This is a genomic window from Kitasatospora sp. NPDC059646, assembly GCF_042734615.1.
GTDB lineage: Bacteria > Actinomycetota > Actinomycetes > Streptomycetales > Streptomycetaceae > Kitasatospora.
The window spans coordinates 32,657-53,515 of record NZ_JBHWDS010000020.1 but is presented as its reverse complement, the minus strand read 5'-3'; the positions used below and the strand labels follow the sequence as shown (position 1 = coordinate 53,515).

The following is a 20,859-nucleotide window of genomic DNA, read 5'->3' as shown; positions in this document are numbered from 1 at the left end:
ACCGGGCGGTAACCTCGGGGGCCGTGCCGTCGACGAAGGAGCCCCCGGTGCCCGAGGACCGTGCCGTGCCGCCGCTGCGGATCGCCGTGTTCGGCGCGGGCAGCATCGGCTGCCGCCTCGGCGGCGCGCTGACCGCCACTGCCGAGGTCACGCTGATCGGGCGGCCCGCCGCGATGGCCGAACTCGACCGCGCCGGGCTGACGTTGACCGGCCCCGGCGACCGCAGGACCGAGGCCCGCCCGGGCACCGCCGTGGACGCCTCGGCGGCCGCCGGCGCGGACTACGTCCTGGTCACCGTGAAGTCCGCGGACACCGCCGGTGCGGCCCGCCTGCTCGCCCCGCACCTGGACGACCGCAGCACCGTGATCAGTTTCCAGAACGGTCTGCACAACGCCCGGGTGCTGGCCGAGGCCCTGCCCGGCCGCCGGGTGCTGGCCGGCATGGTGCCGTACAACGTGGTCCGCACCGGGCCGGGCGCGTTCCACCAGGGCACCGCGGGCCGCCTGATGCTCGAACGCGCCGACGCCGCCGAGCGGTTCGCGGCCGCCGCCCGGGCCGCCGGCCTGCCGGTGGAGCTGCGCGGCGACATGCCGCGGGTGCAGGCCGCGAAGCTGCTGATGAACCTGAACAACGCCGTCAACGCGCTGTCCGGACGGCCGCTGCGCGAGCAGCTCGGCAGCCGGCCCTACCGGCTGGTGCTGGCGCGCTGCCAGCGCGAGGGCCTGGCCGCGCTCCGCGCGGCGGGCCTGGCACCGGCCCGCCTGAGTCCGGTGCCGGCGCGGTGGATGCCGGCCGTCCTGGGGCTGCCGGACGCGCTGTTCCGGCGGGTCGCGGCGGCCGGCCTGCAGGTGGACGCGCGGGCCCGCTCCTCGATGTGGGAGGACCTGCAGCGCGGGCGCCGCACCGAGGTCGACTCCCTCCAGGGCGAGGTGCTGGCCCTGGCCGGGCGCCACGGGCTGGCCGCGCCGGCGAACCGGCGGCTGCTGGAACTGGTCCGGGCCGCCGAGTCCGCGCCGGCCCCGCCGTCCTGGTCGGGGCCGGACCTGCTCGCCGCGCTGGACGCTCAGGACTGCTGATCGCCGGGCTGCTGCACCGTCACGTTGCTGGTGCCGACCCGGCCGATCTGCAGGGCGATGCCGTGCACGTCGGCGCTGATCTCGTTGTGGACGGTCGTCACCTCGATCCGCTGCCCGCCGCCCTGCGGGGCGATCTCGTCGAGCAGGGCGCGCAGTTCGACGACGGCGGTCGGGTCCTCGCGCAGCACGGTCAGCAGCCGCTGCTCCCAGTCCTGCCGGACGCTCTCCCGCACCTCGGGCAGGCCGTTCTCCTCGGCGTCCAGCACCTCGGCGTAGGCGAGTTCGATCCGCGCGGCCTCGACCCGGCTCTCCCGCCCGCGGGTGAGCAGCCGCCCCACCCGGTCCCGCACCTGCCCCCACAGGTCGGTGGCCACCGCCCCGACCAGCGCCGTCGCCCCCGAGGCCGCCAACTCCGCCAGTTCGGTCCCCACCATCTCCCCGCGCCTCCCTCGTCCGTGTACCGCTCCCCCCACCCTAGTGACCCGACCCGCCCGCCGTCCGCGACTTCCCCCGCCAACCGCCGCCCCCGCCCCGGAGACCGACGCCATGACCGCCGCCTGGACCACCCACCACGTCGAGCTCCTCCCCGACACCGTCCGCAAGCGCTTCCGCCCGACCGCCGACACCACCCCGTCCCGCGAATGGCGGGCCCTCACCCTGCTCGCCCGCCACGCCCCCGGCCTGGCAACCCGCCCGCTGTCGCTGACCGGCCGCACCGTCACCATGACCCGCCTGCCCGGCCTCCCGCTACGCGGCACCGCACTGACGGACCGTCACCTGGACGCCCTGGCTCGCACCGTCGACCGCCTCCTGCACGCCGTCCCGCCGGGGGCGGCGGCCGCCCTCCTGGCAGGGTGCGCCACGGCGGTGCCGGTGCTCGGGCAGGCGGACGGCAACCTCGCCAACCACCTGTGGGACGGCGCCGAGGTCCGGCTGGTCGACTTCGAGGACTCCGGGCGCAGCGACCGCCCGTACGAGCCGGCCGAGCTGGTCGAGCATGTTTCGGCCCGGGTGGACACCGACCTGGACGCGGCGGCGTTCCTGTCGCGCTTCGCGCTGCCGGCCGTCGAGTCGGCGCGGTTGCGGGAGTGCCGTCGGCTGTTCGCCCTGCTGTGGCTGGTGTTCCTGGCCGGCGACCCGGCGACGGCGGCCCGCAACCCTCCGGGCACCGGCGGCCGGCAGGCCGGTCGCCTGCTGGGTCTGCTGGGCTTGCCGACGGCCTAGCGGAGGGCCTTCTTCAGCACGGTCGAGCTGTGACGGACCGTCATGCCGGCCTTCAGGTAGAGGTCGAGTGCGCCGGTCGCGGAGTGGGTCCACAGGGTGCAGCTGCGCAGGCCGGCTGCGCGGCAGGCGTGGAAGGTGTGGCGGAGCAGGTGGCGGGCGATGCCGCGGTGGCGGAAGTCGCGGTGGACGGCGACGGTCTCCACGTAGCCCTCGCCGGTGTCGGGCAGGTCGAGGGCGAGGGCGGCGCCGACCAGTCGGCCGTCGGCGAAGGCGAGCGGGGAGCGGTCGGCGGCGAAGGTGGGGCGGCGCACGGTGTGGGCGGCCCATTCGTCGAACTCCTTGCGGCGCTGCTGCCATTCGTCGAAGGCGTCCTCGGTGAGCCGGTGGGCGGCCTGCTCGTCGGCCGGGTCCGCGGCGCGGAACGTCCGGACGGTGATGCCGTCGGGCGCGGGCGGCAGTTCGACCGGTTCGTCGAGGTCGACCGCCAGCAGCCAGCTGGTGACCGTCGGCCGGAAGCCGTGGGCGTGCAGCAGTGCGACGGCGGCCTCGTCGCGGTCGGGGACGATCTGGGCGAGTTCGGCGGTGCCCTGTTCGCGGGCCCGGTCCTCGATCCAGCGGAGCAGCGCGGCGCCGAGGCCGCGGCCGCGGTGCTGCGGGTGGACGTCGGCGTCGGTGCGCCGGTCCGTCCAGGCCCAGGCGGCGAGCCTGCCGTCGGGGGCGTGCACCAGCAGGGTGTCGGCGGCGGGGTCGAGTCCGGCGCGGGCGAGGATCGCGACGAGCGCGCCCGCGTCGGTGGTGGCGGTGCCGTCGAGGGCGCGCTCGCAGGTGTTCACCAGGTCCTGGAGGGCGGGGAGGTCGGCGGCCGGGTCGATCGGCCGTGCGGTGTAGCCGGCGGGCAGTTCGGCCTGGGGCATGGGTGTCCTCAGCTCGTGGTGGGTGGTTGGGCGGTGCGCAGCAGTACGGGCAGGCGCCGCATGTCGGAGAAGAGCACGGTACCGGGGCCGGTGAGGGCGTCCGGGCCGGTGGGGCCGCCGGTGTAGCCGAGACAGCGCATGCCGGCGGCGCGGGCGGCCTGGGTGCCGGGCCCGCTGTCCTCGACGACGGCGCAGGCCTCGGGGGCGTGGCCCATCTGCCGGGCGGCGTGCAGGAACAGGTCGGGTGCGGGCTTGCCGCGTTCGACCTCGGTGGCGCTGAAGATCCGTCCTTCGAAGCGCTCGTACAGGCCGGTCCGGCCGAGGGTGTGCCGCATCTTGGCGTGTGTGCCGCTGGAGGCGACGCAGTACGGCAGGTCGAGTGCGGCGAGTGCCTCCAGGATGCCGTCCACCGGCCGGAGTTCGGTGTCCACCAGCTCGCGGTGCCGCTGTTCGAAGCGCCGCTCCCATTCGGCGGCGGTTTCGCCGCCGAGGCGTTCGGCGACGACCTGCCAGCCGGCGGCGTGCGAGCGTCCGATGAAGTGCCGGACGACTTCGGCCTCGGTGAGCGGCCAGCCGAGCTGCGCGCCGACCTCCCGCTGGACGCGGACCGCGATCCGCTCGCTGTCGACCAGGACGCCGTCGCAGTCGAAGATCACCAGTTCGACGGGCCTGCCCGCGGTCGCCTTGTTCGATTCGATCACCGGGGCAGCATATGCGGACGTGCCCGAACTTCGGTGCGCCCGGCGGAAGTCGGGCCGCCGCCGGGGCGTGGTGTCGATCACGGTCCTCCCGCGGGCAGCCCCTGCCGACCGGTCCGTCCGGGGCCGTGCGGGGAGGTCAGCCGAGGGTCAGCCAGGTGATCCCGGCGCGTTCCACCTCGGCCTGTTCGGCGGCGTCGAGGGCGGCCCGCCCGGTCGCCTTGCGCAGGAAGGTCGCCCGGTCCCAGCCGAGTGCCGCCCGCACCGACGGCCCGTCGGCGCCGGTCAGCAGCAGTGCCTCCAGGACGTCCGACGCCTGCTCGGTGAGCCAGGCAGGCCGGTCCAGCGCATCGGCCAGGTCGAGCCCGTGGACGGCCAGCTCGACCACCCTGGTCACCATGAACTCGGTGAGCAGCATCGGGTCGCCGTGCCTGGTGCGCACCACCCGCCGGTCGCTCTCGGCGTCGAACCGGGCCGCCACCTCCCGCCAGGTCCGCTCGAACTCCCCTGCCGGGTCCGCTCCCGCGGCCTCCCGGGCGAGCGCGATCCGGGCGCTGTTGGTGGCCGCGTCGAACCGCTCGTCAGGCCGGTAGTACCCCACGGCGGTCACGGTCGCCCGGTCCGGTTCGGGGGCGGCCAGCATGTCCACCACCCGGCCGACCGCGACCCGGACGTGCGCCAGCAGTTCCGCCACCGCCCACGGCTCGCACCGCGTGGCCCGCGCCCACTCCTCGTCCGAGAGCCCCGCCGTGGCGGCGGCCAGTGCCCCGCTCTCGGCCCGGAACGCCCGCTCGATCAGTTCCTTCTGCATGGTCGGGCACGCTACTCCGGGCCGGGCGGGGGCCGTTCACCCGGTCCGGTCGCCGTCCCCTCGCCGGGGCCGGGGAGCCGGAGCGTTCGACCGGGTGCCGACAGGCCGACGGGTTACGCTGTCCGATCATGTGTTACCACGCGTTCAACGGCGCCCTCCGGCACTACGTCTGCGTCGCGTGCCGGCTCTCCTTCAAGGGCAGCACGTGGCGGCCGGTCGAGCGGCGCGTCTGTCCGGGCTGCCGCGGGCAACTCGCGTTCGCCGGGTTCGACTTCGCGGCTCCCCGGCGGCGCGACACGAAGGCGTGGTCGGTCGTCGCGGCCGTGCTCGCCGAGGGCCTGACGTACGATCACCGGCCGGGCTGCGGCTGCACGGCGCTGCCCTCGTTCCGGCCCCGGACCAGGGCGCAGCTGCGGGCCCGGCGGCGCGCTGCCGAGCGGCAGGGCGTGCCGCCGGCCGTGGCGCTGGCCCGCCGTGACGCCTACACCCCGGAGGCCCGGGACGAGCGGCCGGCCGGCGCCGGGGCGCCGGCGGTGCCGTAGGCTCCCTCCCTCAAGATCGCTCTGGGAGGTCGAGTCATGCACAGCGCACCTGTCACCCCGTCGGGAGACCTGATCCGGTGGGTCGAACTGCCGGGCGGCGACGGTCCGGCCCGGGTGTACGTCCACGGGCTGGGCTCCTCCTCGCCCGCGTACTTCACCGAGGTCGCGGCGCATCCGCTGCTCGCCGGGCGGCGGTCCCTGCTGATCGACCTGCTGGGGTTCGGGCTCAGCGACCGGCCGGTGGACTTCGACTACCGCCTGGAGTCGCACGCCGACGCCCTCGCCGCCGCGCTCACCGCGGCCGGCGTCGAGGGGGCGGAGTTCGTCGCGCACAGCATGGGCGGCTCGGTCGCGATCGTGCTCGCCGCCCGGCACCCGCACCTGGTGTCGCGGCTGGTGCTGGTCGACGCCAACCTCGACCCGATCCCGGAGCCGGGTCCGCCCGGCGCGGGCAGCAGCGGCATCGCCGCGTTCACCGAGGAGGAGTTCCTCGCGGGCGCCTGGCGGCAGGTCAGGGACGCGGTGGGGCCCGGCTGGTGGTCGACGATGCGGCTGGCCGGCCTGGAGGCGCTGCACCGCAGCGCCGTCCAGCTGACCCGGGGCAGCGTCCCGGTCATGCGGGAGCTGCTGCTCGACCTGCCGGTGCCCCGGACGTTCCTCCACCCGGCGGCCGACGGCGCGTTCCCCGGCGCGGACGCGCTCGCCGCCGCCGGCGTCTCCGTGGTGGCGGTGCCGGACTGCGGCCACAACATCATGCTGGACAACCCGGAGGCCTTCGTGCGGGCGACGGCCGAGGCGCTGGCCGCCTGACGCACGGCAGGTGACGGCCGGTCAGGGCTTGCCGCGGACCGCGTGGGCCAGGACGGCGACGACCACGAGGGCCGCGGTGACGCCGCCGAACGCCATCACCGCGGACGGCGAGGTGCGGTCCACGATGCCGCCGCCGACCAGCGCGCCGAGCGAGATCGTCGCCTGGAACGAGGCCGTGAACAGCACCGACGCCGCCTCGGGCGCCTCGGGGGCCGCCCTGACGAACCAGGTCTGCGAGCAGGCGGGGACCGCCCCGTAGGCGACTCCCCACCCGACCAGCAGCACCGCCGCGCCGGCCGTCGAGCCGCCCAGCACCGGAAGCAGCAGCGTCGCACCGGCGAGCAGCGCGGCCGCGGCGCCGAACCCGGCCCTCGGACGGCGGGCGACCAGGGCACTGCCGGCGAAGTTGCCGAGGATGCCCGCGGCCCCGTAGACCAGCAGCAGCGCGGTGACCGGCCCGGCGCTCGCGTGCGTGACCTCCTCCAGGAACGGGGTCACGTACGTGTAGGCGCCGAAGTGCGCCAGCACGACGAGGAAGGTCAGCAGCAGCGCGTACCGGACGTCCGCCCGGCGCAGCAGCCCGCCCAGCACGCCCAGCCGGGTGGTCGCGGTCGGCGGCAGCGGCGGCAGGACCAGGGCCAGCAGCCCGAGCACGCCGACCGTCAGGACGCCCATCGCGGCGAACGCCGCCCGCCAGCCCGCCACTTCGCCGAGGAGGGTCCCGGCCGGCACCCCGAGCACGGAGCCCAGCGGCACGGCCGAGAAGATCACCGACACGGCGCGCCCGGCCTTCTCCGCGGGCACCAGCCGATCGGCCAGCCCCGCGCCGATCGACCAGAACCCGCCGATCGTCACCCCCACCATCACCCGCGACACCAGCACCAGGCCGTACCCCGGCGCCGCCGCGGCCAGCCCGTTCGCCAGGGCCAGCAGCGCCATGAACGCACACAGCATCACCCGCCGGTCGACCCGCGCCGTCGCCACGGTCACCACCGGGGCCGCGACCGCCGCCAGGAACCCGGGCATGGTCATCATCAGCCCGGCCATCCCGTCGGAGACCCCGAACCCCGACCCGATCGAGGTGAGCAGACCGATCGGCAGGATCTCCGTGGTGACGATCACGAAGATCCCCGCCGTGACGGCCACCACCGACAGCCACTCGACCACCGGCGAACGTCTCACCGCCCCGGTCGTGCCGGAGTGCGAAGCGGTGGTACTGGTCGACGCCATCGTTTCCGTCCTGTGCCTGGGCTTTCCGGTTCCCGCCCAGTCCACCAACGCGCCCCGGCGGAAGCTGGCACCTTTCCGACATCACCGTCGCGGGTGACGAACCGCCCACCGGGTTCGACCGCCGAACGCATCCGCCGAACGAACAAGGCCCAACCGCCCGCCCCTGCCACGGCGCCACCGCCACACCCCGGCACCGCAAGGCAGTCGGCACGCCGGGAGCGCCTACCCGCCGACGGCCGACACCGCCTCGCCCCTCGCACGCAGGCTCAGCCCCACGCCCCCTGCCCTGGCACCCTCGCCGAACCCCCACGCCGCAACGGCAAGCCAAGAACGACCACCGCCACCGAACCCGCCGAAGGCCGACACCGCCTCGCCGCCCCCGCACCGGGACTCGGCCGCACGCCACCCTGCCGTCGCACCACCGCCAAATCCGGCCGCCGCAGGGCAGTTGACGCGCCAGGATCGCCTACCTGCCGAGAGCCGACACCACCGCGCCGACCCGCACCGGGACTCGGCCGCCCGGGCCACCGACGCCACCATGTCCGCCGGCGCGAGCCGTTGTGCGGGTCCGAGAGGCGGGGGGCCGACGACCCGACCGCCGCGGCCGCGCAGGCCCGGGCGGCCGGACCGTTCGGCGTCGGGGTGCGGAAGCGTGTACCGCAGCAGCACGGGCGCGGGCGCCGGCCCGAGGCAGGCGAGCTCCGCTCGGTCCAGGACGAGTTCGCCCGGGCCGGTGCGGTCCTGCCACGACCTGCTGCGCCCGTCCTCGTCGGCCCGCAGCTACCCGCGCGCCCGTCCCCCGCCTCGGCCGAGGCCGCCCGCGACGCCCACCACCTACAGGAGGACGAGCGGCGCGCCCGGCAGTGACGGGTCGTCGAGCCGCCCGGCCCGCTCGCGTCGGGCGTGACGCAACGCCACGAGGTGGCGCAGCCCCCCTGGTCGGGGCCCCTCCCGCGCGGCTCCGGCGCGGCGGGGGTGTGCGCACGGCCCTCGACAGCCCTACGACGGTCACGGGCGCGCGAAGCGCCACATGTCGCGGGGTTCTCCGGCGACCTCCTGGTGGGCGGGGACCAGGGTCTCCCGGCGGTAGCCGGCCCGTTCGGCGGTTCGCAGGGAGCCGGTGTTCCACGGTTCGACGTACAGCTCGATGCGGGGGACGGCCAGTTCGTCGAGGGCCCAGGCGGTGACGGCGTTCAGGCCGGCCAGTGCCGCGCCCCGGCCGCGGGCTCCGCCGGCCACCCAGTAGCCGGCGGTGGCGCTGCCGCGCAGCGGCAGTTCGCCGACCCACAGGCCGACGTTCCCGACGGCCTCCCCGTCGGGTGCCTCGATCACGAAGGGGTAGCCGGTGCCGATCTCGGTCCGCAGCCACTGCCGCCGCACGAACGCGTCGGACTCCTCGTCGGTGTACGGCGCGGGCACGGTGGTGATCAGCGGGATGTACGGGTCGGCGCCGGCCGCCCGCACCAGCTCCCGGTCCGTCAGTTCCCAGCGTCGGAGCCGGAATCCGTTCTCCGCCGCGATCTCCGGCATCACCCTTGGCATCTCCACCGGCCCATCCTGTCCGACCCCGGTGGCCGACGACCAGCCGCCTCCCCTGCCGTGCCGCCATGGACAGATAGCCTCCGCGCAGATAATCTACGGACAGATCATCCGACGAAGGAGACCGCCCGTGTGGGAGTACGAGCACAGCATCGAGACCAGCGCCGCCCCCGGGGCGATCTGGCGGCTCTGGGCCGACGTCGAGAACTGGGGCGCCTGGAACGCCGAGATCGAGAAGATCGAGCTGGACGGCCCGTTCGCGGCGGGCGCGCGGATCACCATGACGCCGCCCGGGGACGACCCGGTCCTGCTGCTCGTCGCCGAGGCGGTCGAGGACGAACTGTTCGTCGACGAGGCGCGCTTCGACGGCCTGCTGCTGCGCACCACCCACCGGATCGACCGGATCGACCGGGGCCGGGTCCGCGTGGTGTACCGGATGGAGATCACCGGTGCCGGCGCCGACGAGATCGGCCCGCAGATCGGACCGGGCATCACCGCCGACTGGCCCGAGACGATGGCCTCGCTGACCGAACTGGCGCTTCGCTGATGCCCCTCGACCCGGGTGACAGCCCCGGATTCCTGCTGTGGCACGCCACCCTGCGCTGGCAGCGCGACATCGCCGCCGCCCTGAGCCCGCTCGACCTGACTCACGTGCAGTTCGTCCTGCTGGCCTGCACCTGGTGGCTCAACTCCCAGGGCGAGCATCCCAATCAGCTGGCCGTGGCCCGCCGGGCGGGCACCGACGTCAAGATGACCTCCCAGGTCCTGCGCACCCTGGAGCAGAAGGGGCTCGTCGAGCGCGAGGTCGACCCGGCGGACACCCGCGCCAAGCGCCTGCGCGTCACCGACGCCGGCGCCGACCTGGCTCCGCGCGCGATTGCCGCCGTCGAGCACGCCGACGCGCAGTTCTTCCGGCCGGTGCCGCTCGACGAGGCGGTGGCCCTGCTCGGCCGCCTGGCCCGTCCCGGGACCTGAGGCGCCCGCGGCGGCAACGGCGGCTTCCGGCGGCCGGAGCCGCCCCGACGGCCGCCCGGCCGCGCGGACCCGGACGCCCGCGGGCGGGGCCTCCGGGCGGCGGCCGGGCGGCCGCTGTCATACTCGGCCCGTGATGGACGTCGAGGAGTTCTGGGCCGTGATCGACGACGCCTGCGCCGAAGTCGACGCGCAGGCACTGGACTTCGACGATCGGCGCGACGCCGTCGGGCGCGCGTGCGAGGAGCGGCTGCTGCGCCGCACCCCTGCCGAGATCGTCCAGTTCTGCCTGCGCCAGCGGGAGTTGCGCGACCGCGCCTACCGGTACGACCTGTGGGCGGCGGCGTTCCTGATCGAGGGCTGGTGGTCCGACGACGGGTTCATGGACTTCCGCGACGGCCTCGTCTCGCTCGGCCGGCAGTGGTACGAGCGCGCACTCGCCGATCCCGATGCCCTCGCCGGCCATCCGGCGGTGCGGGACGGCGGCGACGTGCTCATCGGGGACGCGGACTTCGGCCGGACCGCCCACCGGGCCCACCAGCGCCTCACCGGCGAACCGGACGGACTCGGCGAGGCGCTGGCCGCTTCCCCGGAGGCCGGCCCGCTCAGGACCGTGACCGGGCCGGCCGGAGTCCGGTGGGACGTCGCCGACGACGAGGAGGTGCGCCGCCGCCTGCCGCGCCTCGCCGCGCTCTTCCTGGACTGAGCGGGCGACGGGCCGTCAGTTCACGCGCGGCCGCCTACAGCAGACGGTTCCGGCCGATCGCCGCGAGGGCCTCCTCCGGGCTGCGGAACTCCTCGGTGCCGGCCTGCGGCTTGTCCACCAGCCGCTCGCCGCCGTCCTCGGACACGCAGATCCAGTGCGTGCCGCTCACCGGGACGCCGTGCATCCGGACCGTGTCCCGGGCGTAGACCCCGGCGCGGAACTGGCCGGGGTAGACGTCGCTGGTGGTGACCATGCCGACGACGGTCGAACCGTCCACGGCGTACAGCACTTCCTCGGGGTTGTAGTCGGCGGGGACGAGCACCAGCTCGCCCCGGCGCTTCCACCATGACATCGAGCACCACGTCCTTCCGTGCCGTTGGCGCCGAGGTGCGCCATGTAAGCACGGGATCGAACGGTCGGACAACGGTGCGTCCGGACCCGTCCGCGTCGCGGGCGCGGTCGGGGAGCTGTCAGGTTTGCGGCCGACGCCCCGTCAGACGGGTGTACGGTCCGATCGATTCCACCGTGCACGCAGGTCGTGCACCAGAACACGGGGAGCACCCGCCATGACCGAGTCGACACCGCTGGACGTCCTGGCCCGCTACCGGCGGGCGGTGCTCGCGCTGGACGCCGACGCGCTCGCGGACCTCTACGCGCCGGACGCGGTGCACGAGTTCCCGTTCCGGGCGCCGGGGTTCCCGGAGCGGTACGAGGGGCGGGAGGCGGTCCGGGCCGGGTACCGGGCGGCATGGGGGGCGACCCCGGTGCGGCCGGAGGGGATCGACGAGACGGCCGTGCACCGGTCGGTCGACCCCGAGGTGCTGGTGGTCGAGCAGACGGTGCGCGGCACGATCGCCGGCGGGGGCGGCGCCTTCGCCGTCTCCGGGCTGCTGGTGCTGCGGGTCCGCGACGGCCTGGTCGTCCATGCCCGCGACTACCTGGACGGCCTGGCCCTGACCGGCGGGCGCACGTCCTGAGCCGCCGCGCGCCGGCACCTCACCGGGCGGGGAGGGTGCGCAGGCCGCGGTCGAACACGGTGAGCAGCAGGAACAGTGCGGCCGCGGCCAGCATCACCCAGGCCAGCCGGTGCATGCCGGCGGTGCCCGCGTGCGGGCCGTAGGCGGCGGCGGTGGCGGCCGAGGCGACCATCGAACCGAGGTAGGCGAAGGTGCGCAGCAGGCCGGCGGAGGAGCCGGTGCGGGCCGGGTCGGACTGCTGGAGGACGGAGTTCTGCAGGGCGAGTCCGTTGGCGCCCTGCGGGATGCCGAAGACCACGGCGAGCACCAGCAGCATCCACAGCGGGCTGTCCGCACCGAGGGCGAGCATCAGGGCGCAGGCGGCGAGTTGGCCGACGGCGCCGACCAGCAGGGTGGCCCGGACGCCGCCGCGCCGCCCGGCGGCGACGGAGACGGCGATGCCGACCAGGAAGGTGGGGGCCTGGACGAGTCCGGCCTGAAGGGGTGTCAGGCCGAAGCCCTCCTCGGTCCACTGCGCGAAGCCGTACAGGAACGCGTAGGCGACCACGTACGCGGCGAGCGCGCGGGCGTAGGTGCGCAGCAGCGGGGCGTTGCCGCCGAGGACCTTCAGGTCGATGAACGGTTCCGCGGCGCGGCGTTCCCGGAGGGTGAAGGCGGTCGCCGCGGCGGCGGTGAGCACCGGGAGGTACCAGCGGTCGGGGTGCGGGTCCATCAGGAACAGCAGCAGGGCGAGCAGCAGGACGGCGAACAGGGCCATGCCGGGCAGGTCGATGCGCCGGGCGAACCCGCCCGGCCGGCGGGCGGCCGGCTCGGCGGCGGGCGGGGTGCCGGGCAGCCGGAGGGCGCCCAGCACGACCGCGAGCACGGACAGCGGGACGTTCAGGGCGAAGGTGGCGCGCCAGCCGCCGAGGCCGGTGAGCAGTCCGCCGAGCAGCGGGCCGACCACGGCGACGGTCTGGTTGGCGACGGCGAGCAGGGTGAGGACGCCGGCGGGGCTCTGCTGTCCGGTGCGCCGTGCCTCGGCGCGCAGCAGGGCCATCGCGGCGGGGTAGCCGGCGCAGGTGCCGAAGCCGAGGACGACGCGGGCCGCGATCAGGACCCCGAGGTTGGGCGCGAGGGCGCCGAGCACGCCCGCGACGCCGACCAGGGTGGTCGCGGACAGGAACAGGCGGCGGGGGCCGAACAGGTCGACGAGCCGGCCGACCACGGGCTGGCCGAGCGCGGTGGCCAGGTACAGCGCGGACACCAGCCAGGCGGTCCGCGCGGGCGAGGCGCCGAGTGCGGCGCCGATCGGGACCAGGGCGACCGCGATGATCGTGGAGTTGATCGGGTTGAGGGCGGATCCCAGCACCATCGGCGGGACGAGCCGGCGGTCGAAGGCCGGTGCGGGGGCGGCGGCCTCGCCGAGTTCGGTGGTGCTGCGGTCGGACATGGGCGGTTCCCGGGAGTTCGGTGCGGGCGGGGCGGGCCGGGACCGGTCAGTCGTGGCCGAGGCGCTCCAGGACGGCCATCGCCGCGATCACCGTCTGCCGTTCCTCCTCGGTGCACTTGGCCTGGAGTTCGGCGGCGAGCCATTCGCCGCGCGCCCGCCGGCCCTCCTCGGCCCGGCGGCGGCCCTCGGGGGTGAGCACGATCAGCACCCGCCGCCCGTCGTCGGGGTCGCGCCGCCGGTCCACCAGGCCTTCGCCGGCCAGGGTGGCGATGGTGGTGGCCATCGACTGGTGGCGCATGCCCTCGGCGACCGCCAGGTCGCTGGTGGTCAGTCCCTGTCCGGTGGGATCGTCCAACAGCCGCCCCATGGCGGACGCCTGGGTGAGCGTCAGGTCGCCCGTGCCGGCGGCGGCCCGGATGCGCCGGCGCAGCCGGCCGATCACCGATCGCACCTGCTGCGAGGCCTGTACGGCGGACGGCGTGGCCTCCCGGTCTTCACTCATGGAGCCACCCTAGGTTCCCGACCGCCGGATGTACAGTTTGCCTGTACATCCGGACGGGTCGGGAACCCCGGCGGGCGGAGGCGGGGTCAGGCCGGCCGACGGAACCCGCCCGTCTCCCGCTCCAGCAGTTCCGCCAGCTTCAGCGGGGTGCGGTCCTCGTACATCGGCCCGATGAGCTGCACGCCCACCGGCAGGCCCTCGGCGGAGCGTCCGGTCGGCACGGCGGTCGCGGGCAGTCCGGGCAGGGTCGGCACGCCCGCCCAGACCAGCTGGTCGAAGTAGGGGTGCGCGGTGCCGTCGATGTCGAGCACCCGCTTCAACGGGTCGGGGTGGTGGTCGTGCGGGAACGCGGGCGTCGGGGTGATCGGGCACAGCACGGCGTCGTACTCGGCGAACAGCTGCCGCCACTGGTGGCGCAGCAGCTCGCGCCGGTGGTCCGCGGCCGCCCGGTCGGCGTGGGAGAGCACCATGCCGCGCAGCACGGCCGCTTCCAGGCTCCGGTCGTCCGGGCTCAGTTCGGCGGCGCGGGAGCGCAGTTGGGCGAGCTCCCCGACCGGGAAGCGGGCGGCGGAACCGGAGAACAGGAACAGCCGGTAGAGCTCCGCGGCGTCGGCGAGGTCCGGCAGCAGCGGACTGTGCCGGTCGACCCGGGCGCCGCCGGCGGCGAGCACGTCGGCGATCCGGTTCACGCCCGCCCGGACGGCGGCCCCGGTCGGGATGTACGGATGGTCCTCGACGACCAGCACCCGGAAGTCCGCGAGCCGTTCGTGCCGGGCGGGCGGCAGCTCCAGCCGGTACGCCACGCCGTGCGTCAGCGGGTCCGGGCCGGCCATCACGTCGAGCAGCAGCGTGAGGTCCCGGGCGGTGCGCGCCATCGGGCCGGCCACGGCGAGTTCGAGTTCGGCCGGCAGGGCCGGACCCGGCGGCGGGACCATGCCGCGGGTCGCCACCAGCCCGAGCGTCGGCTTGTGCGCGTGGACGCCGCAGAAGTGGGCCGGGGTGCGCAGCGAGCCGGCCAGGTCGGAGCCGATGGACAGCGCGCCGAAGCCGGACGCCAGCGCCGCCGCCGATCCGCCGGACGACCCGCCCGAGGTGCGGGTGCGGTCCCACGGGTTGTTGGTGGCGCCGTACAGCGGGTTGAAGCTCTGGATGTCCTGCAGTCCCACCGGCACGTTGGTCTTGCCGAGCACCACCGCGCCCGCGGCCTTGAGCCGTGCCACCTGCAGCGCGTCCTCCGCGGGCACGAAGTCCCGGTGCTGCGGCATGCCCCAGGTGGTGGGCAGCCCGGCGACGTCGTAGCTCTCCTTGACCGTCACCGGGATGCCCAGCAGCGGCCGGTCCTCGCCGCGGGCCCGCGCCCGGTCGGCCTCGCGCGCGGCGTCCCGGGCGCGGTCGAAGTCCTTCACACAGATCGCGTTGATCGCCGCGTCGTCCCGCTCGATGGCGGCGATCGCTCCGTCGGTCAGTTCCGCCGAGGTCACGTCACCGGCGCGCAGTGCGGCCGCGAGCTTCTCGGCCGATTCGAAGTTCCACTCCATGGATTCGACCGTACGGACCGGTCGAGCAGGGCACGAAATATTTTTTCGCACCACCGGAACGGCTCCTGATCATCCATCATGTTTCGGACCGGAGAGGCCGTTCAGGTCAGCACCAGCCCGTAGTCGGCCAGCCAGCCCCGCAGTTGGCCTCGGTCCGCGCGGGCCAGTGAGCCGCCGGTGAAGCGCGGGTCGTCGGTGACCTCGGCGAGACAGCTCGTCGGCGGAACGAACGTTTCTGCATCTTCGGCACTCTCGAACTCGGCCTCCGCCAGCACCAGTCCGAGCAGCCGGCCGTCGAAGACGTCGACGCCCAACGGGGGGACGCTCAACCGGGTCTTCGTCAGCTCCCGTCCGGGCAGCGTGTCCAGCAGCAGGGCGTACTCGTCCACCGACAGGTACAGGTTGGTGATCAGGCCCTGCTCCGGCCCGGTCGTGCCGGGCGGTGCCGGGATCTTCTGGGTGAGCTTGTGGGCGCACTCGCCGGTGTCGATCCGTTCGACGTGGCGCAGCCGCAGCCGGGTGCCGTCCACGTACCGGTCGGTGATCAGCCGGGCGCAGGTGACGGCCCCGGGTTCCGGGGCCCGGTCGAGCAGGAAGCGGCGCTCCCGCTCGACCCGCGCGTACCTGCTCCCGGCCCCCGGACCTGCCAAGTTCCTGCCCCTCCTCGACGCCCCCGCGTCCTGTTCCCCCATGCCGTGCCTCCCCGTTGCGCGTTGTGCTGCCGCGCCCGTGCCGCCCGTGGCGGCACGCCGCGCGGACTCCCCGTCGGCCGCCCGGAACCGGACCCCCGTCCCCTCCGGGGCGGCCGTCCCCAGCGTAATGTGCGAACCGGCCCGGGGCGGCCGGATGTCTGCCATCTCCGCCGCTCGGGCTACTGGTTGAGGGACGGGAACAGGTCCAGGAACGGTTGCGTGGTGACCGACATGCCGCGTCCGAACGGGTCGTCGAAGTCCCAGATCAGGAACAGCAGGAATCCGATCAGCGCGCTGAACGTGCCGGCCAGCACCAACTCCCTCCGGGTGCGCCGGATCTGGAGGGCGAACAGCATACCGATGGTGACCAGCGCGCCGACGATCAGCCCGAACCAGACCACGGCGGGCATGGTCGGACCGATGTTGCCGCCGCGGGAGTTGCGGGCCTCGTCGACGGTGGCGATCTTGTCCATCATCGCCTGGTAGGCCTGCGCCTCGATGTCGTTCTGCGGAGTGCGGGTGGCCACGTCGGTGCGCAGTTTGGCGAGCAACTCGGTTCCCTCGGGCGAGAGTTCCCCGTCGGTGCGCATGTGGTGCCACTCGGTGTCCACCACGAACGAGACGTAGCCGTCGACGTCCCTGACCACCGTGTCCCGGAAGTCGGCGGGGAACACCTCGGCGCGGGCGGCGACTTCGTGCAGCGCCTGGGCCTCCCGCTGCACGTCGTCCTGCGCGGACGACCGGGACTCCCAGACGCCCGCGATGGCCAGGCCCAGCACGATGGCGTACACGACGCCGATCATCATGGTGATGTACTCGATGACGTCGGGCGTCTCCGAGGTGTCCTCGTGCGCGTCGGCCTTGCGGTGCCTCACCAGCACCACCGCGACGACGACGAGGCACGCCCCGGCCATCGCGATGGCGAGTGCCAGCCATTCGGACATGACGGATCCTCTCCGGTTGTCAGGGTTGTTTCTTCGGCTTCTGAACTCACTCGCCGACAAGGCGAGTTGACGTCCGATCAGGAACGGCCGCGGCGTCCGGCGGCGGCCCTGGACTTCCCGCCCGGGCGCAGCGCCGCGGCGGCGATGACGGCGGGAACGGTGACCACCAGCATCCGGGTGGTGGTGGGCGTGCCGTGGCGCTTGGGCGGTGCGGCGTGCACCGGCGGCGGCGGCAGATGGACGGACGGCTTCGGCGCGGGCCGGCCGGGTGTCGGGCTCGGCGCGGGCGGCGTCGGCGCGGGGGTGGGCGGCGCGCTGCGGGTGGGCTGCCGGGGTGCGGGCGGCGCGGGCTTCGCCGGTGTCGGCGTCGGGGTGGGCACCGGCTTCGCCGAAGGCGTGGGGGTCGGGGTCGGGGTCGGCCTCACCGGCGTCGGCGTCGGCGTGGGGCTGGGCGACGGGCTGGGCTTGGGTGTCGGTGTCGGCCGCGGGTGGCAGTGGTGCCAGTCCCCGTCGCCTCCCCCGCCGTGCCCGCCCCCTCCGCCGTGTCCGCCCCCGTGGTCCCCCCGCTCCCCCTGGGTGTTCCCCGCAGCCGGGCCGCGCGGCGGGTCGAACGGGACGCTCGCGCCGGCCACGGTGTCCGTCTCGACCTGGACTCCGGCCGCGTCGACGGAGGTGTGCACGTGGACGCAGATCTCCAACCGCCGCTCGTCGGCCCGGTCCCGGACGACCGTGGCGGCCTGGGTGGCGCCGGTGAGCACCGCGCACACCACGGCGACCCCGGCGAGCGCCCCGGCCGTCCGGGCCCCGGTCGCCCGGACTCCCCCGCCCCCGGGCCCGGGTGTCCGGTCCGCTCCCCCCGCCCGCGCACCGCGCCTGCTGGTGCGGGCCGGTAAGGCCTCTGCCGCTTCCCCGCCGTCCGCGGGTGGCCGGTCGTTCCGCTGCATGGGCGTGGTCCAACCTTCCTGTGGCTGTGGACGACCGCCCCGGCCCGGGTTCGGCCGGAGCGCAGTCGAGGGCGCGTCGGAGGACCGGTGCGGTTCCGTCGCAGAAACGGAACTGCATGATCAATCCGACGCACCCTCAACTGGGCGGACCGCCGTTTGGTTACGGCCTGCGGCGGTCCTTCGTGATCTTCCTGGAGGCAGCCGTCGACCCGGCGTCAGCGGACGGCGATCTCCACGTTCTCCAGCACGCCGAGCGCGTCCGGCACCAGGATCGCCGCGGAGTAGTACGCGGTGACCAGGTAGTTGATGACGGCCTTCTCGTCGATGCCCATGAAGCGGACCGAGAGGCTGGGCTGGAACTCGTCCGGGATGCCGGTCTGGTGCAGGCCGATGACGCCCTGGTTGTCCTCGCCGGTGCGCAGCACCAGGATGGAGCTGGTGTTCTCCCGGGTGATCGGGATCTTGTTGCACGGCAGGATCGGGACGCCGCGCCAGGCCGGCACCTTGTGGCCCTGGATGTCGACCGTGTCGGGGTACAGGCCGCGCGAGTTGAACTCGCGGCCGAGCGCGGCGATGGTCTTCGGGTGGGCGAGGAAGAACTCCGAGTCGCGGCGGCGGCTGAGCAGCTCGTCCAGGTCGTCGGGGGTGGCGGGCCCGGAGTGGGTCTGGATCCGCTGGTTGAAGGCGCAGTTGGAGAGCAGGCCGAACTCGCGGTTGTTGATCAGCTCGTGCTCCTGGCGCTCGCGGAGCGCCTCGACGGTCAGCTTGAGCTGCTGCTCGATCTGGTTCATCGGCTGGTTGTAGAGGTCCGCGACGCGGGAGTGGACCCGCAGCACGGTCTGTGCGATGGACAGCTCGTACTCGCGCGGCTTGAGCTCGTAGTCGACGAACGCGGTGGGCAGCTCGACCTCGCCCTCGTGGCCGGCGGACATCGCGATCTCGGCCTCGCCGAGCTCGTTCTGCCGCTGCAGCGGGAGGCTGGCGAAGTCCCGGATGTGGGCCTGCAGGCTCTCGGACTGGGCGAGCACGGCCTCGAAGTCGGCCCGGCTGAGGGTGAGCAGCGTGCCGGAGGTCTTCGCGGTGGCGGTGTAGTCCCAGGTCGCGTCGGCGTCCAGCAGCGCGTTCTCGCCGAACCGGTCGCCGTCACCGAGGACGCCGATCACCGCGTCGTCGCCGTACTTGCCGGTCGAGACCTGGTTGATCTTGCCGTGCGCGATCAGGTGGATCTTGTCGGACGGGGTGCCCCGCTCGACCAGCGTCTCGCCGGCCCGGAACTCGCGCTGCACGCAGCGGTCGGCGATCGCGGACAGCACGTCGTCGTCCTCGTAGCCGCGCAGCAGAGCGAGTTCACCGAGCTCCCGGGGGATCACCCGGACGTCGCCACCGGTCTGGATGAACTCGATCCGGCCGTCGCCGACCGTGTAGGTCAGGCGCCGGTTGACCCGGTAGGTGCCGCCGGAGGTCTGCACCCACGGCAGCATCCGCAGCAGCCACCGGGAGGTGATCTCCTGCATCTGCGGCGCGGACTTGGTGGTGGTCGCAAGGTTGCGCGCGGCGGCGGTGGTGAGGCTGGTCTGCTGGCGCTGTGCCTGCTGAGTCTCCGGGCTGCTGTCCACGGACATCGGGCCGGGCTCTCCTTCGTCTCGCCACGGGACCTGATCTGGCGTCAGATTCCGTGGGGGGGAATGGGTCTTGGCAGAGTGAAAAAGGGGTTCGCTGACGGGAGTTCGCCGGGCCTGGCCGTCTTCGCGCGACCTCGGTCCACCGGGCTGTCCACCGCCTCCCGAACAGTAGATCTTTGCCACCGCCCGAACTCGCCGGGAGGCCGAGGGTGCACCCGATCAGGTGAACCTTGCCCCCTGGAGGATTGGGATTGGCACCGGCCTGTTTGCCATCCGGATGACCCGGGGCAACTCAGGTTGACCGCGAACCACCCGCCCCGCAGGTCACAGCCGCCCGGTTCCGGCCACCGGGCCCACCGCACCCGGCCCTGCGGAGCCCGCCCGCGGCACGGCCGGAGGCCGGCGCACCCGGATGACCACCGGGTGCGCCGGCCTCCGGCCGTCCCGTTCGGGGGCCGAACGGCAGCGCGGTCACAGCAGCGGGCCGGTCACCGGAAGGACGACCTGGCAAGGGATCGGACGGGGGTGCGCGGGGTCGAGCGCGTTCAGCACGTCGGTCAGGGCGACCGGGTCGTAGGCGATCTCCAGGTGGTCGGTGGCGTCCAGCGCGCACTGGTCCTGCACCAGGATGTTGGTGACGTGCGGGCCGGCCGGGAGGAAGGCGTTGGTCCAGGGCGTCACCACCTCGTCGTACCGGGTGGCGATCACGGTGTACTCGACGCCGGGGACGGTCCCGCCGCCGGCGTTCAGCTCCGTGAGGAACGGCGAGCCGATCTCCTGGTCCACGCAGGCCTGGCAGGGGCCGGAGAGGAAGTCGTTGGCGGGCTCCAACAGGTGCAGTCGGCGGCCGAGTTCGGTGAGGCCGTCGAGCGTGGTGCCGTTGTTGCTGGGCGCCAGGCCGATCAGCTTGCCGACCTTGGCCGCACCGCCGAGGTTCTTCAGGTAGTAGCGGGGCAGCATGCCGCCCTGCGAGTGGCCGACCAGGTCGGCCTCGGCGGCACCGGTCGCGGCCAGCACCCGGTCCACGAACCCGGCCAGCGTCCGCGCGCCGTCGGCCACCGCGCCGGTCCCCTGGACCGGCGAACCGCCGGACGGCCCGCCGTAGTTGAAGGAGTAGACGCAGTAGCCCTGGTTCGCCAGCAGCGGTGCGGCGCCGCGCCAGTTGTCGTTCCGGTTCTCCAGCGTGCCGTGCACCAGCACCACGGGGTTCGGGTGCGCGCTGCCGGGGCGGCAGTTCCAGTCGTCGGCGCCGGGCGGGCTCTGCCCGGGGAAGAGGAAGCCCGTCACGAACCCGGTCGAGAAGTGGGTCTCCACCGGCCGGTACCCGGCGGCCGCCGCGGGCTGGACCGCCGCGGCGGTCAGGGCCGCCGCCGCGAGTGCCGCGACCGCCGTGGCGCGTAGGCGCTTTCTCCGCATTCCGCTCACCTTCCGTCCTCACTGTGGGTTTCGGTCCGGCCCGGAATTACTGTTCGACCCGGATCAGCCAGAAGCTAGGAGCGGTCCGACGGGCCGTCAACACCCGCCGCGCGCACCCGGGGAAAGTCCATCGGCGGGTGCCAGGAATTTCTTCCCCCCTCCGGCGGAACTGTCACCGGGGTGCGCGTTTCCGGCCGCCGGGCGAGCCGGTCGGGGCCCGCAAGCTTGCGCCGAACCTATTGACCGGCGGGTAGCCTCGCCGCATACTCC

Annotated in this window: 24 protein-coding genes; 9 read left to right on the top strand and 15 right to left on the bottom strand. The window is 74.4% G+C overall.

What is annotated here, in order from left to right; translation table 11 throughout:
- Positions 1 to 47 precede the first annotated feature (47 nt).
- Positions 48 to 1,076, top strand: coding sequence for a 2-dehydropantoate 2-reductase (locus ACFV1L_RS16635; RefSeq protein ID WP_380366469.1), 1,029 nt, complete (start codon positions 48 to 50; stop codon positions 1,074 to 1,076).
- Here ACFV1L_RS16635 and ACFV1L_RS16630 read toward each other — a convergent pair.
- Complete coding sequence (locus ACFV1L_RS16630) at positions 1,064 to 1,510, bottom strand: hypothetical protein (RefSeq protein ID WP_380366467.1); 447 nt, start codon at positions 1,508 to 1,510, stop codon at positions 1,064 to 1,066. The two genes, ACFV1L_RS16635 and ACFV1L_RS16630, sit on opposite strands and share 13 nt — an antisense overlap.
- 112 nt (positions 1,511 to 1,622) lie before the next feature.
- Here ACFV1L_RS16630 and ACFV1L_RS16625 point away from each other — a divergent pair, with 112 nt between their 5' ends.
- Complete coding sequence (locus tag ACFV1L_RS16625) at positions 1,623 to 2,300, top strand: aminoglycoside phosphotransferase family protein (RefSeq protein WP_380366466.1); 678 nt, start codon at positions 1,623 to 1,625, stop codon at positions 2,298 to 2,300.
- Here ACFV1L_RS16625 and ACFV1L_RS16620 read toward each other — a convergent pair.
- The 3 genes from ACFV1L_RS16620 to ACFV1L_RS16610 all read right to left on the bottom strand — a co-directional run bounded on the left by ACFV1L_RS16620 (position 2,297) and on the right by ACFV1L_RS16610 (position 4,723).
- Positions 2,297 to 3,214, bottom strand: a complete 918-nt coding sequence (locus ACFV1L_RS16620) for a GNAT family N-acetyltransferase (protein WP_380366464.1) — start codon at positions 3,212 to 3,214, stop codon at positions 2,297 to 2,299. The two genes, ACFV1L_RS16625 and ACFV1L_RS16620, sit on opposite strands and share 4 nt — an antisense overlap.
- A gap of 8 nt (positions 3,215 to 3,222) precedes the next feature.
- Positions 3,223 to 3,915: an HAD family hydrolase gene (locus ACFV1L_RS16615; protein ID WP_380366463.1), complete on the bottom strand. Its 693-nt coding sequence runs from the start codon at positions 3,913 to 3,915 to the stop codon at positions 3,223 to 3,225.
- A gap of 136 nt (positions 3,916 to 4,051) precedes the next feature.
- On the bottom strand, positions 4,052 to 4,723 hold the full coding sequence (locus ACFV1L_RS16610; protein WP_380366461.1) for a maleylpyruvate isomerase N-terminal domain-containing protein: 672 nt from the start codon (positions 4,721 to 4,723) through the stop codon (positions 4,052 to 4,054).
- Positions 4,724 to 4,851: 128 nt separating this feature from the next.
- On the opposite strand from ACFV1L_RS16610, the gene ACFV1L_RS16605 reads away from it, so the two are divergent.
- Positions 4,852 to 5,265: a hypothetical protein gene (locus ACFV1L_RS16605; RefSeq protein WP_380366460.1), complete on the top strand. Its 414-nt coding sequence runs from the start codon at positions 4,852 to 4,854 to the stop codon at positions 5,263 to 5,265.
- Positions 5,266 to 5,301: 36 nt separating this feature from the next.
- Positions 5,302 to 6,075, top strand: coding sequence for an alpha/beta fold hydrolase (locus tag ACFV1L_RS16600; RefSeq protein WP_380366458.1), 774 nt, complete (start codon positions 5,302 to 5,304; stop codon positions 6,073 to 6,075).
- 21 nt (positions 6,076 to 6,096) lie between these two features.
- Here ACFV1L_RS16600 and ACFV1L_RS16595 read toward each other — a convergent pair whose 3' ends face one another.
- The gene (locus ACFV1L_RS16595) at positions 6,097 to 7,242 is read right to left on the bottom strand and encodes an MFS transporter (RefSeq protein ID WP_380366606.1); all 1,146 of its coding nucleotides are present in this window, start codon (positions 7,240 to 7,242) and stop codon (positions 6,097 to 6,099) included.
- Between ACFV1L_RS16595 and ACFV1L_RS16590 the strand changes: the two genes are divergently transcribed.
- A complete protein-coding gene (locus tag ACFV1L_RS16590) occupies positions 7,187 to 7,402 on the top strand; it encodes a hypothetical protein (protein WP_380366607.1) in 216 nt (71 codons plus the stop codon). The two genes, ACFV1L_RS16595 and ACFV1L_RS16590, sit on opposite strands and share 56 nt — an antisense overlap.
- 911 nt (positions 7,403 to 8,313) lie before the next feature.
- On the opposite strand, the gene ACFV1L_RS16585 is transcribed toward ACFV1L_RS16590, so the two are convergent.
- The gene (locus ACFV1L_RS16585) at positions 8,314 to 8,847 is read right to left on the bottom strand and encodes a GNAT family N-acetyltransferase (protein ID WP_380366604.1); all 534 of its coding nucleotides are present in this window, start codon (positions 8,845 to 8,847) and stop codon (positions 8,314 to 8,316) included.
- A gap of 127 nt (positions 8,848 to 8,974) precedes the next feature.
- Here ACFV1L_RS16585 and ACFV1L_RS16580 point away from each other — a divergent pair, with 127 nt between their 5' ends.
- The 3 genes from ACFV1L_RS16580 (at position 8,975) to ACFV1L_RS16570 (ending at position 10,522) form a co-directional block, all read left to right on the top strand.
- Positions 8,975 to 9,391, top strand: coding sequence for a polyketide cyclase (locus ACFV1L_RS16580; protein ID WP_380366457.1), 417 nt, complete (start codon positions 8,975 to 8,977; stop codon positions 9,389 to 9,391).
- Positions 9,391 to 9,819, top strand: coding sequence for a MarR family winged helix-turn-helix transcriptional regulator (locus tag ACFV1L_RS16575; RefSeq protein WP_380366456.1), 429 nt, complete (start codon positions 9,391 to 9,393; stop codon positions 9,817 to 9,819). Before ACFV1L_RS16580 ends, ACFV1L_RS16575 begins: the two co-directional genes overlap by 1 nt.
- A gap of 133 nt (positions 9,820 to 9,952) precedes the next feature.
- Complete coding sequence (locus ACFV1L_RS16570) at positions 9,953 to 10,522, top strand: DUF4240 domain-containing protein (protein ID WP_380366602.1); 570 nt, start codon at positions 9,953 to 9,955, stop codon at positions 10,520 to 10,522.
- A gap of 34 nt (positions 10,523 to 10,556) precedes the next feature.
- On the opposite strand, the gene ACFV1L_RS16565 is transcribed toward ACFV1L_RS16570, so the two are convergent.
- A complete protein-coding gene (locus ACFV1L_RS16565; protein ID WP_380366454.1) occupies positions 10,557 to 10,874 on the bottom strand; it encodes a hypothetical protein in 318 nt (105 codons plus the stop codon).
- Positions 10,875 to 11,088: 214 nt separating this feature from the next.
- On the opposite strand from ACFV1L_RS16565, the gene ACFV1L_RS16560 reads away from it, so the two are divergent.
- Complete coding sequence (locus ACFV1L_RS16560; RefSeq protein ID WP_380366453.1) at positions 11,089 to 11,499, top strand: nuclear transport factor 2 family protein; 411 nt, start codon at positions 11,089 to 11,091, stop codon at positions 11,497 to 11,499.
- Between the two features lie 19 nt (positions 11,500 to 11,518).
- Here ACFV1L_RS16560 and ACFV1L_RS16555 read toward each other — a convergent pair whose 3' ends face one another.
- From ACFV1L_RS16555 to ACFV1L_RS16520, 8 genes are all read right to left on the bottom strand, one after another.
- On the bottom strand, positions 11,519 to 12,931 hold the full coding sequence (locus tag ACFV1L_RS16555; RefSeq protein ID WP_380366452.1) for an MFS transporter: 1,413 nt from the start codon (positions 12,929 to 12,931) through the stop codon (positions 11,519 to 11,521).
- A 46-nt stretch (positions 12,932 to 12,977) separates the two neighbouring features.
- Positions 12,978 to 13,433 carry a MarR family transcriptional regulator gene (locus ACFV1L_RS16550; RefSeq protein ID WP_380366451.1) on the bottom strand — a complete coding sequence of 152 codons (456 nt, stop codon included), beginning with the start codon at positions 13,431 to 13,433 and terminating at the stop codon, positions 12,978 to 12,980.
- 86 nt (positions 13,434 to 13,519) lie between these two features.
- The gene (locus ACFV1L_RS16545; protein WP_380366449.1) at positions 13,520 to 14,971 is read right to left on the bottom strand and encodes an amidase; all 1,452 of its coding nucleotides are present in this window, start codon (positions 14,969 to 14,971) and stop codon (positions 13,520 to 13,522) included.
- A gap of 101 nt (positions 14,972 to 15,072) precedes the next feature.
- Positions 15,073 to 15,621: a hypothetical protein gene (locus tag ACFV1L_RS16540; protein ID WP_380366448.1), complete on the bottom strand. Its 549-nt coding sequence runs from the start codon at positions 15,619 to 15,621 to the stop codon at positions 15,073 to 15,075.
- Between the two features lie 221 nt (positions 15,622 to 15,842).
- Complete coding sequence (locus ACFV1L_RS16535) at positions 15,843 to 16,607, bottom strand: hypothetical protein (protein WP_380366446.1); 765 nt, start codon at positions 16,605 to 16,607, stop codon at positions 15,843 to 15,845.
- 77 nt (positions 16,608 to 16,684) lie between these two features.
- Positions 16,685 to 17,365: a hypothetical protein gene (locus tag ACFV1L_RS16530; protein WP_380366445.1), complete on the bottom strand. Its 681-nt coding sequence runs from the start codon at positions 17,363 to 17,365 to the stop codon at positions 16,685 to 16,687.
- Between the two features lie 401 nt (positions 17,366 to 17,766).
- Complete coding sequence (locus ACFV1L_RS16525) at positions 17,767 to 19,173, bottom strand: family 2B encapsulin nanocompartment shell protein (RefSeq protein ID WP_380366443.1); 1,407 nt, start codon at positions 19,171 to 19,173, stop codon at positions 17,767 to 17,769.
- Between the two features lie 471 nt (positions 19,174 to 19,644).
- On the bottom strand, positions 19,645 to 20,589 hold the full coding sequence (locus ACFV1L_RS16520) for an esterase/lipase family protein (RefSeq protein ID WP_380366442.1): 945 nt from the start codon (positions 20,587 to 20,589) through the stop codon (positions 19,645 to 19,647).
- Positions 20,590 to 20,859 lie beyond the last annotated feature (270 nt).

Bases quoted from the DNA above. Each gene is read 5' to 3' on its own strand.
- ACFV1L_RS16535 (WP_380366446.1), bottom strand. From the start codon at position 16,607: ATGTCCGAATGGCTGGCACTCGCCATCGCGATGGCCGGGGCGTGCCTC.
- ACFV1L_RS16525 (WP_380366443.1), bottom strand. From the start codon at position 19,173: ATGTCCGTGGACAGCAGCCCGGAGACTCAGCAGGCACAGCGCCAGCAG.
- ACFV1L_RS16545 (WP_380366449.1), bottom strand. From the start codon at position 14,971: ATGGAGTGGAACTTCGAATCGGCCGAGAAGCTCGCGGCCGCACTGCGC.
- ACFV1L_RS16555 (WP_380366452.1), bottom strand. From the start codon at position 12,931: ATGTCCGACCGCAGCACCACCGAACTCGGCGAGGCCGCCGCCCCCGCA.
- ACFV1L_RS16600 (WP_380366458.1), top strand. From the start codon at position 5,302: ATGCACAGCGCACCTGTCACCCCGTCGGGAGACCTGATCCGGTGGGTC.
- ACFV1L_RS16630 (WP_380366467.1), bottom strand. From the start codon at position 1,510: ATGGTGGGGACCGAACTGGCGGAGTTGGCGGCCTCGGGGGCGACGGCG.
- ACFV1L_RS16605 (WP_380366460.1), top strand. From the start codon at position 4,852: ATGTGTTACCACGCGTTCAACGGCGCCCTCCGGCACTACGTCTGCGTC.
- ACFV1L_RS16560 (WP_380366453.1), top strand. From the start codon at position 11,089: ATGACCGAGTCGACACCGCTGGACGTCCTGGCCCGCTACCGGCGGGCG.
- ACFV1L_RS16575 (WP_380366456.1), top strand. From the start codon at position 9,391: ATGCCCCTCGACCCGGGTGACAGCCCCGGATTCCTGCTGTGGCACGCC.
- ACFV1L_RS16625 (WP_380366466.1), top strand. From the start codon at position 1,623: ATGACCGCCGCCTGGACCACCCACCACGTCGAGCTCCTCCCCGACACC.
- ACFV1L_RS16585 (WP_380366604.1), bottom strand. From the start codon at position 8,847: ATGCCAAGGGTGATGCCGGAGATCGCGGCGGAGAACGGATTCCGGCTC.
- ACFV1L_RS16550 (WP_380366451.1), bottom strand. From the start codon at position 13,433: ATGAGTGAAGACCGGGAGGCCACGCCGTCCGCCGTACAGGCCTCGCAG.
- ACFV1L_RS16520 (WP_380366442.1), bottom strand. From the start codon at position 20,589: ATGCGGAGAAAGCGCCTACGCGCCACGGCGGTCGCGGCACTCGCGGCG.
- ACFV1L_RS16620 (WP_380366464.1), bottom strand. From the start codon at position 3,214: ATGCCCCAGGCCGAACTGCCCGCCGGCTACACCGCACGGCCGATCGAC.
- ACFV1L_RS16565 (WP_380366454.1), bottom strand. From the start codon at position 10,874: ATGTCATGGTGGAAGCGCCGGGGCGAGCTGGTGCTCGTCCCCGCCGAC.
- ACFV1L_RS16610 (WP_380366461.1), bottom strand. From the start codon at position 4,723: ATGCAGAAGGAACTGATCGAGCGGGCGTTCCGGGCCGAGAGCGGGGCA.
- ACFV1L_RS16570 (WP_380366602.1), top strand. From the start codon at position 9,953: ATGGACGTCGAGGAGTTCTGGGCCGTGATCGACGACGCCTGCGCCGAA.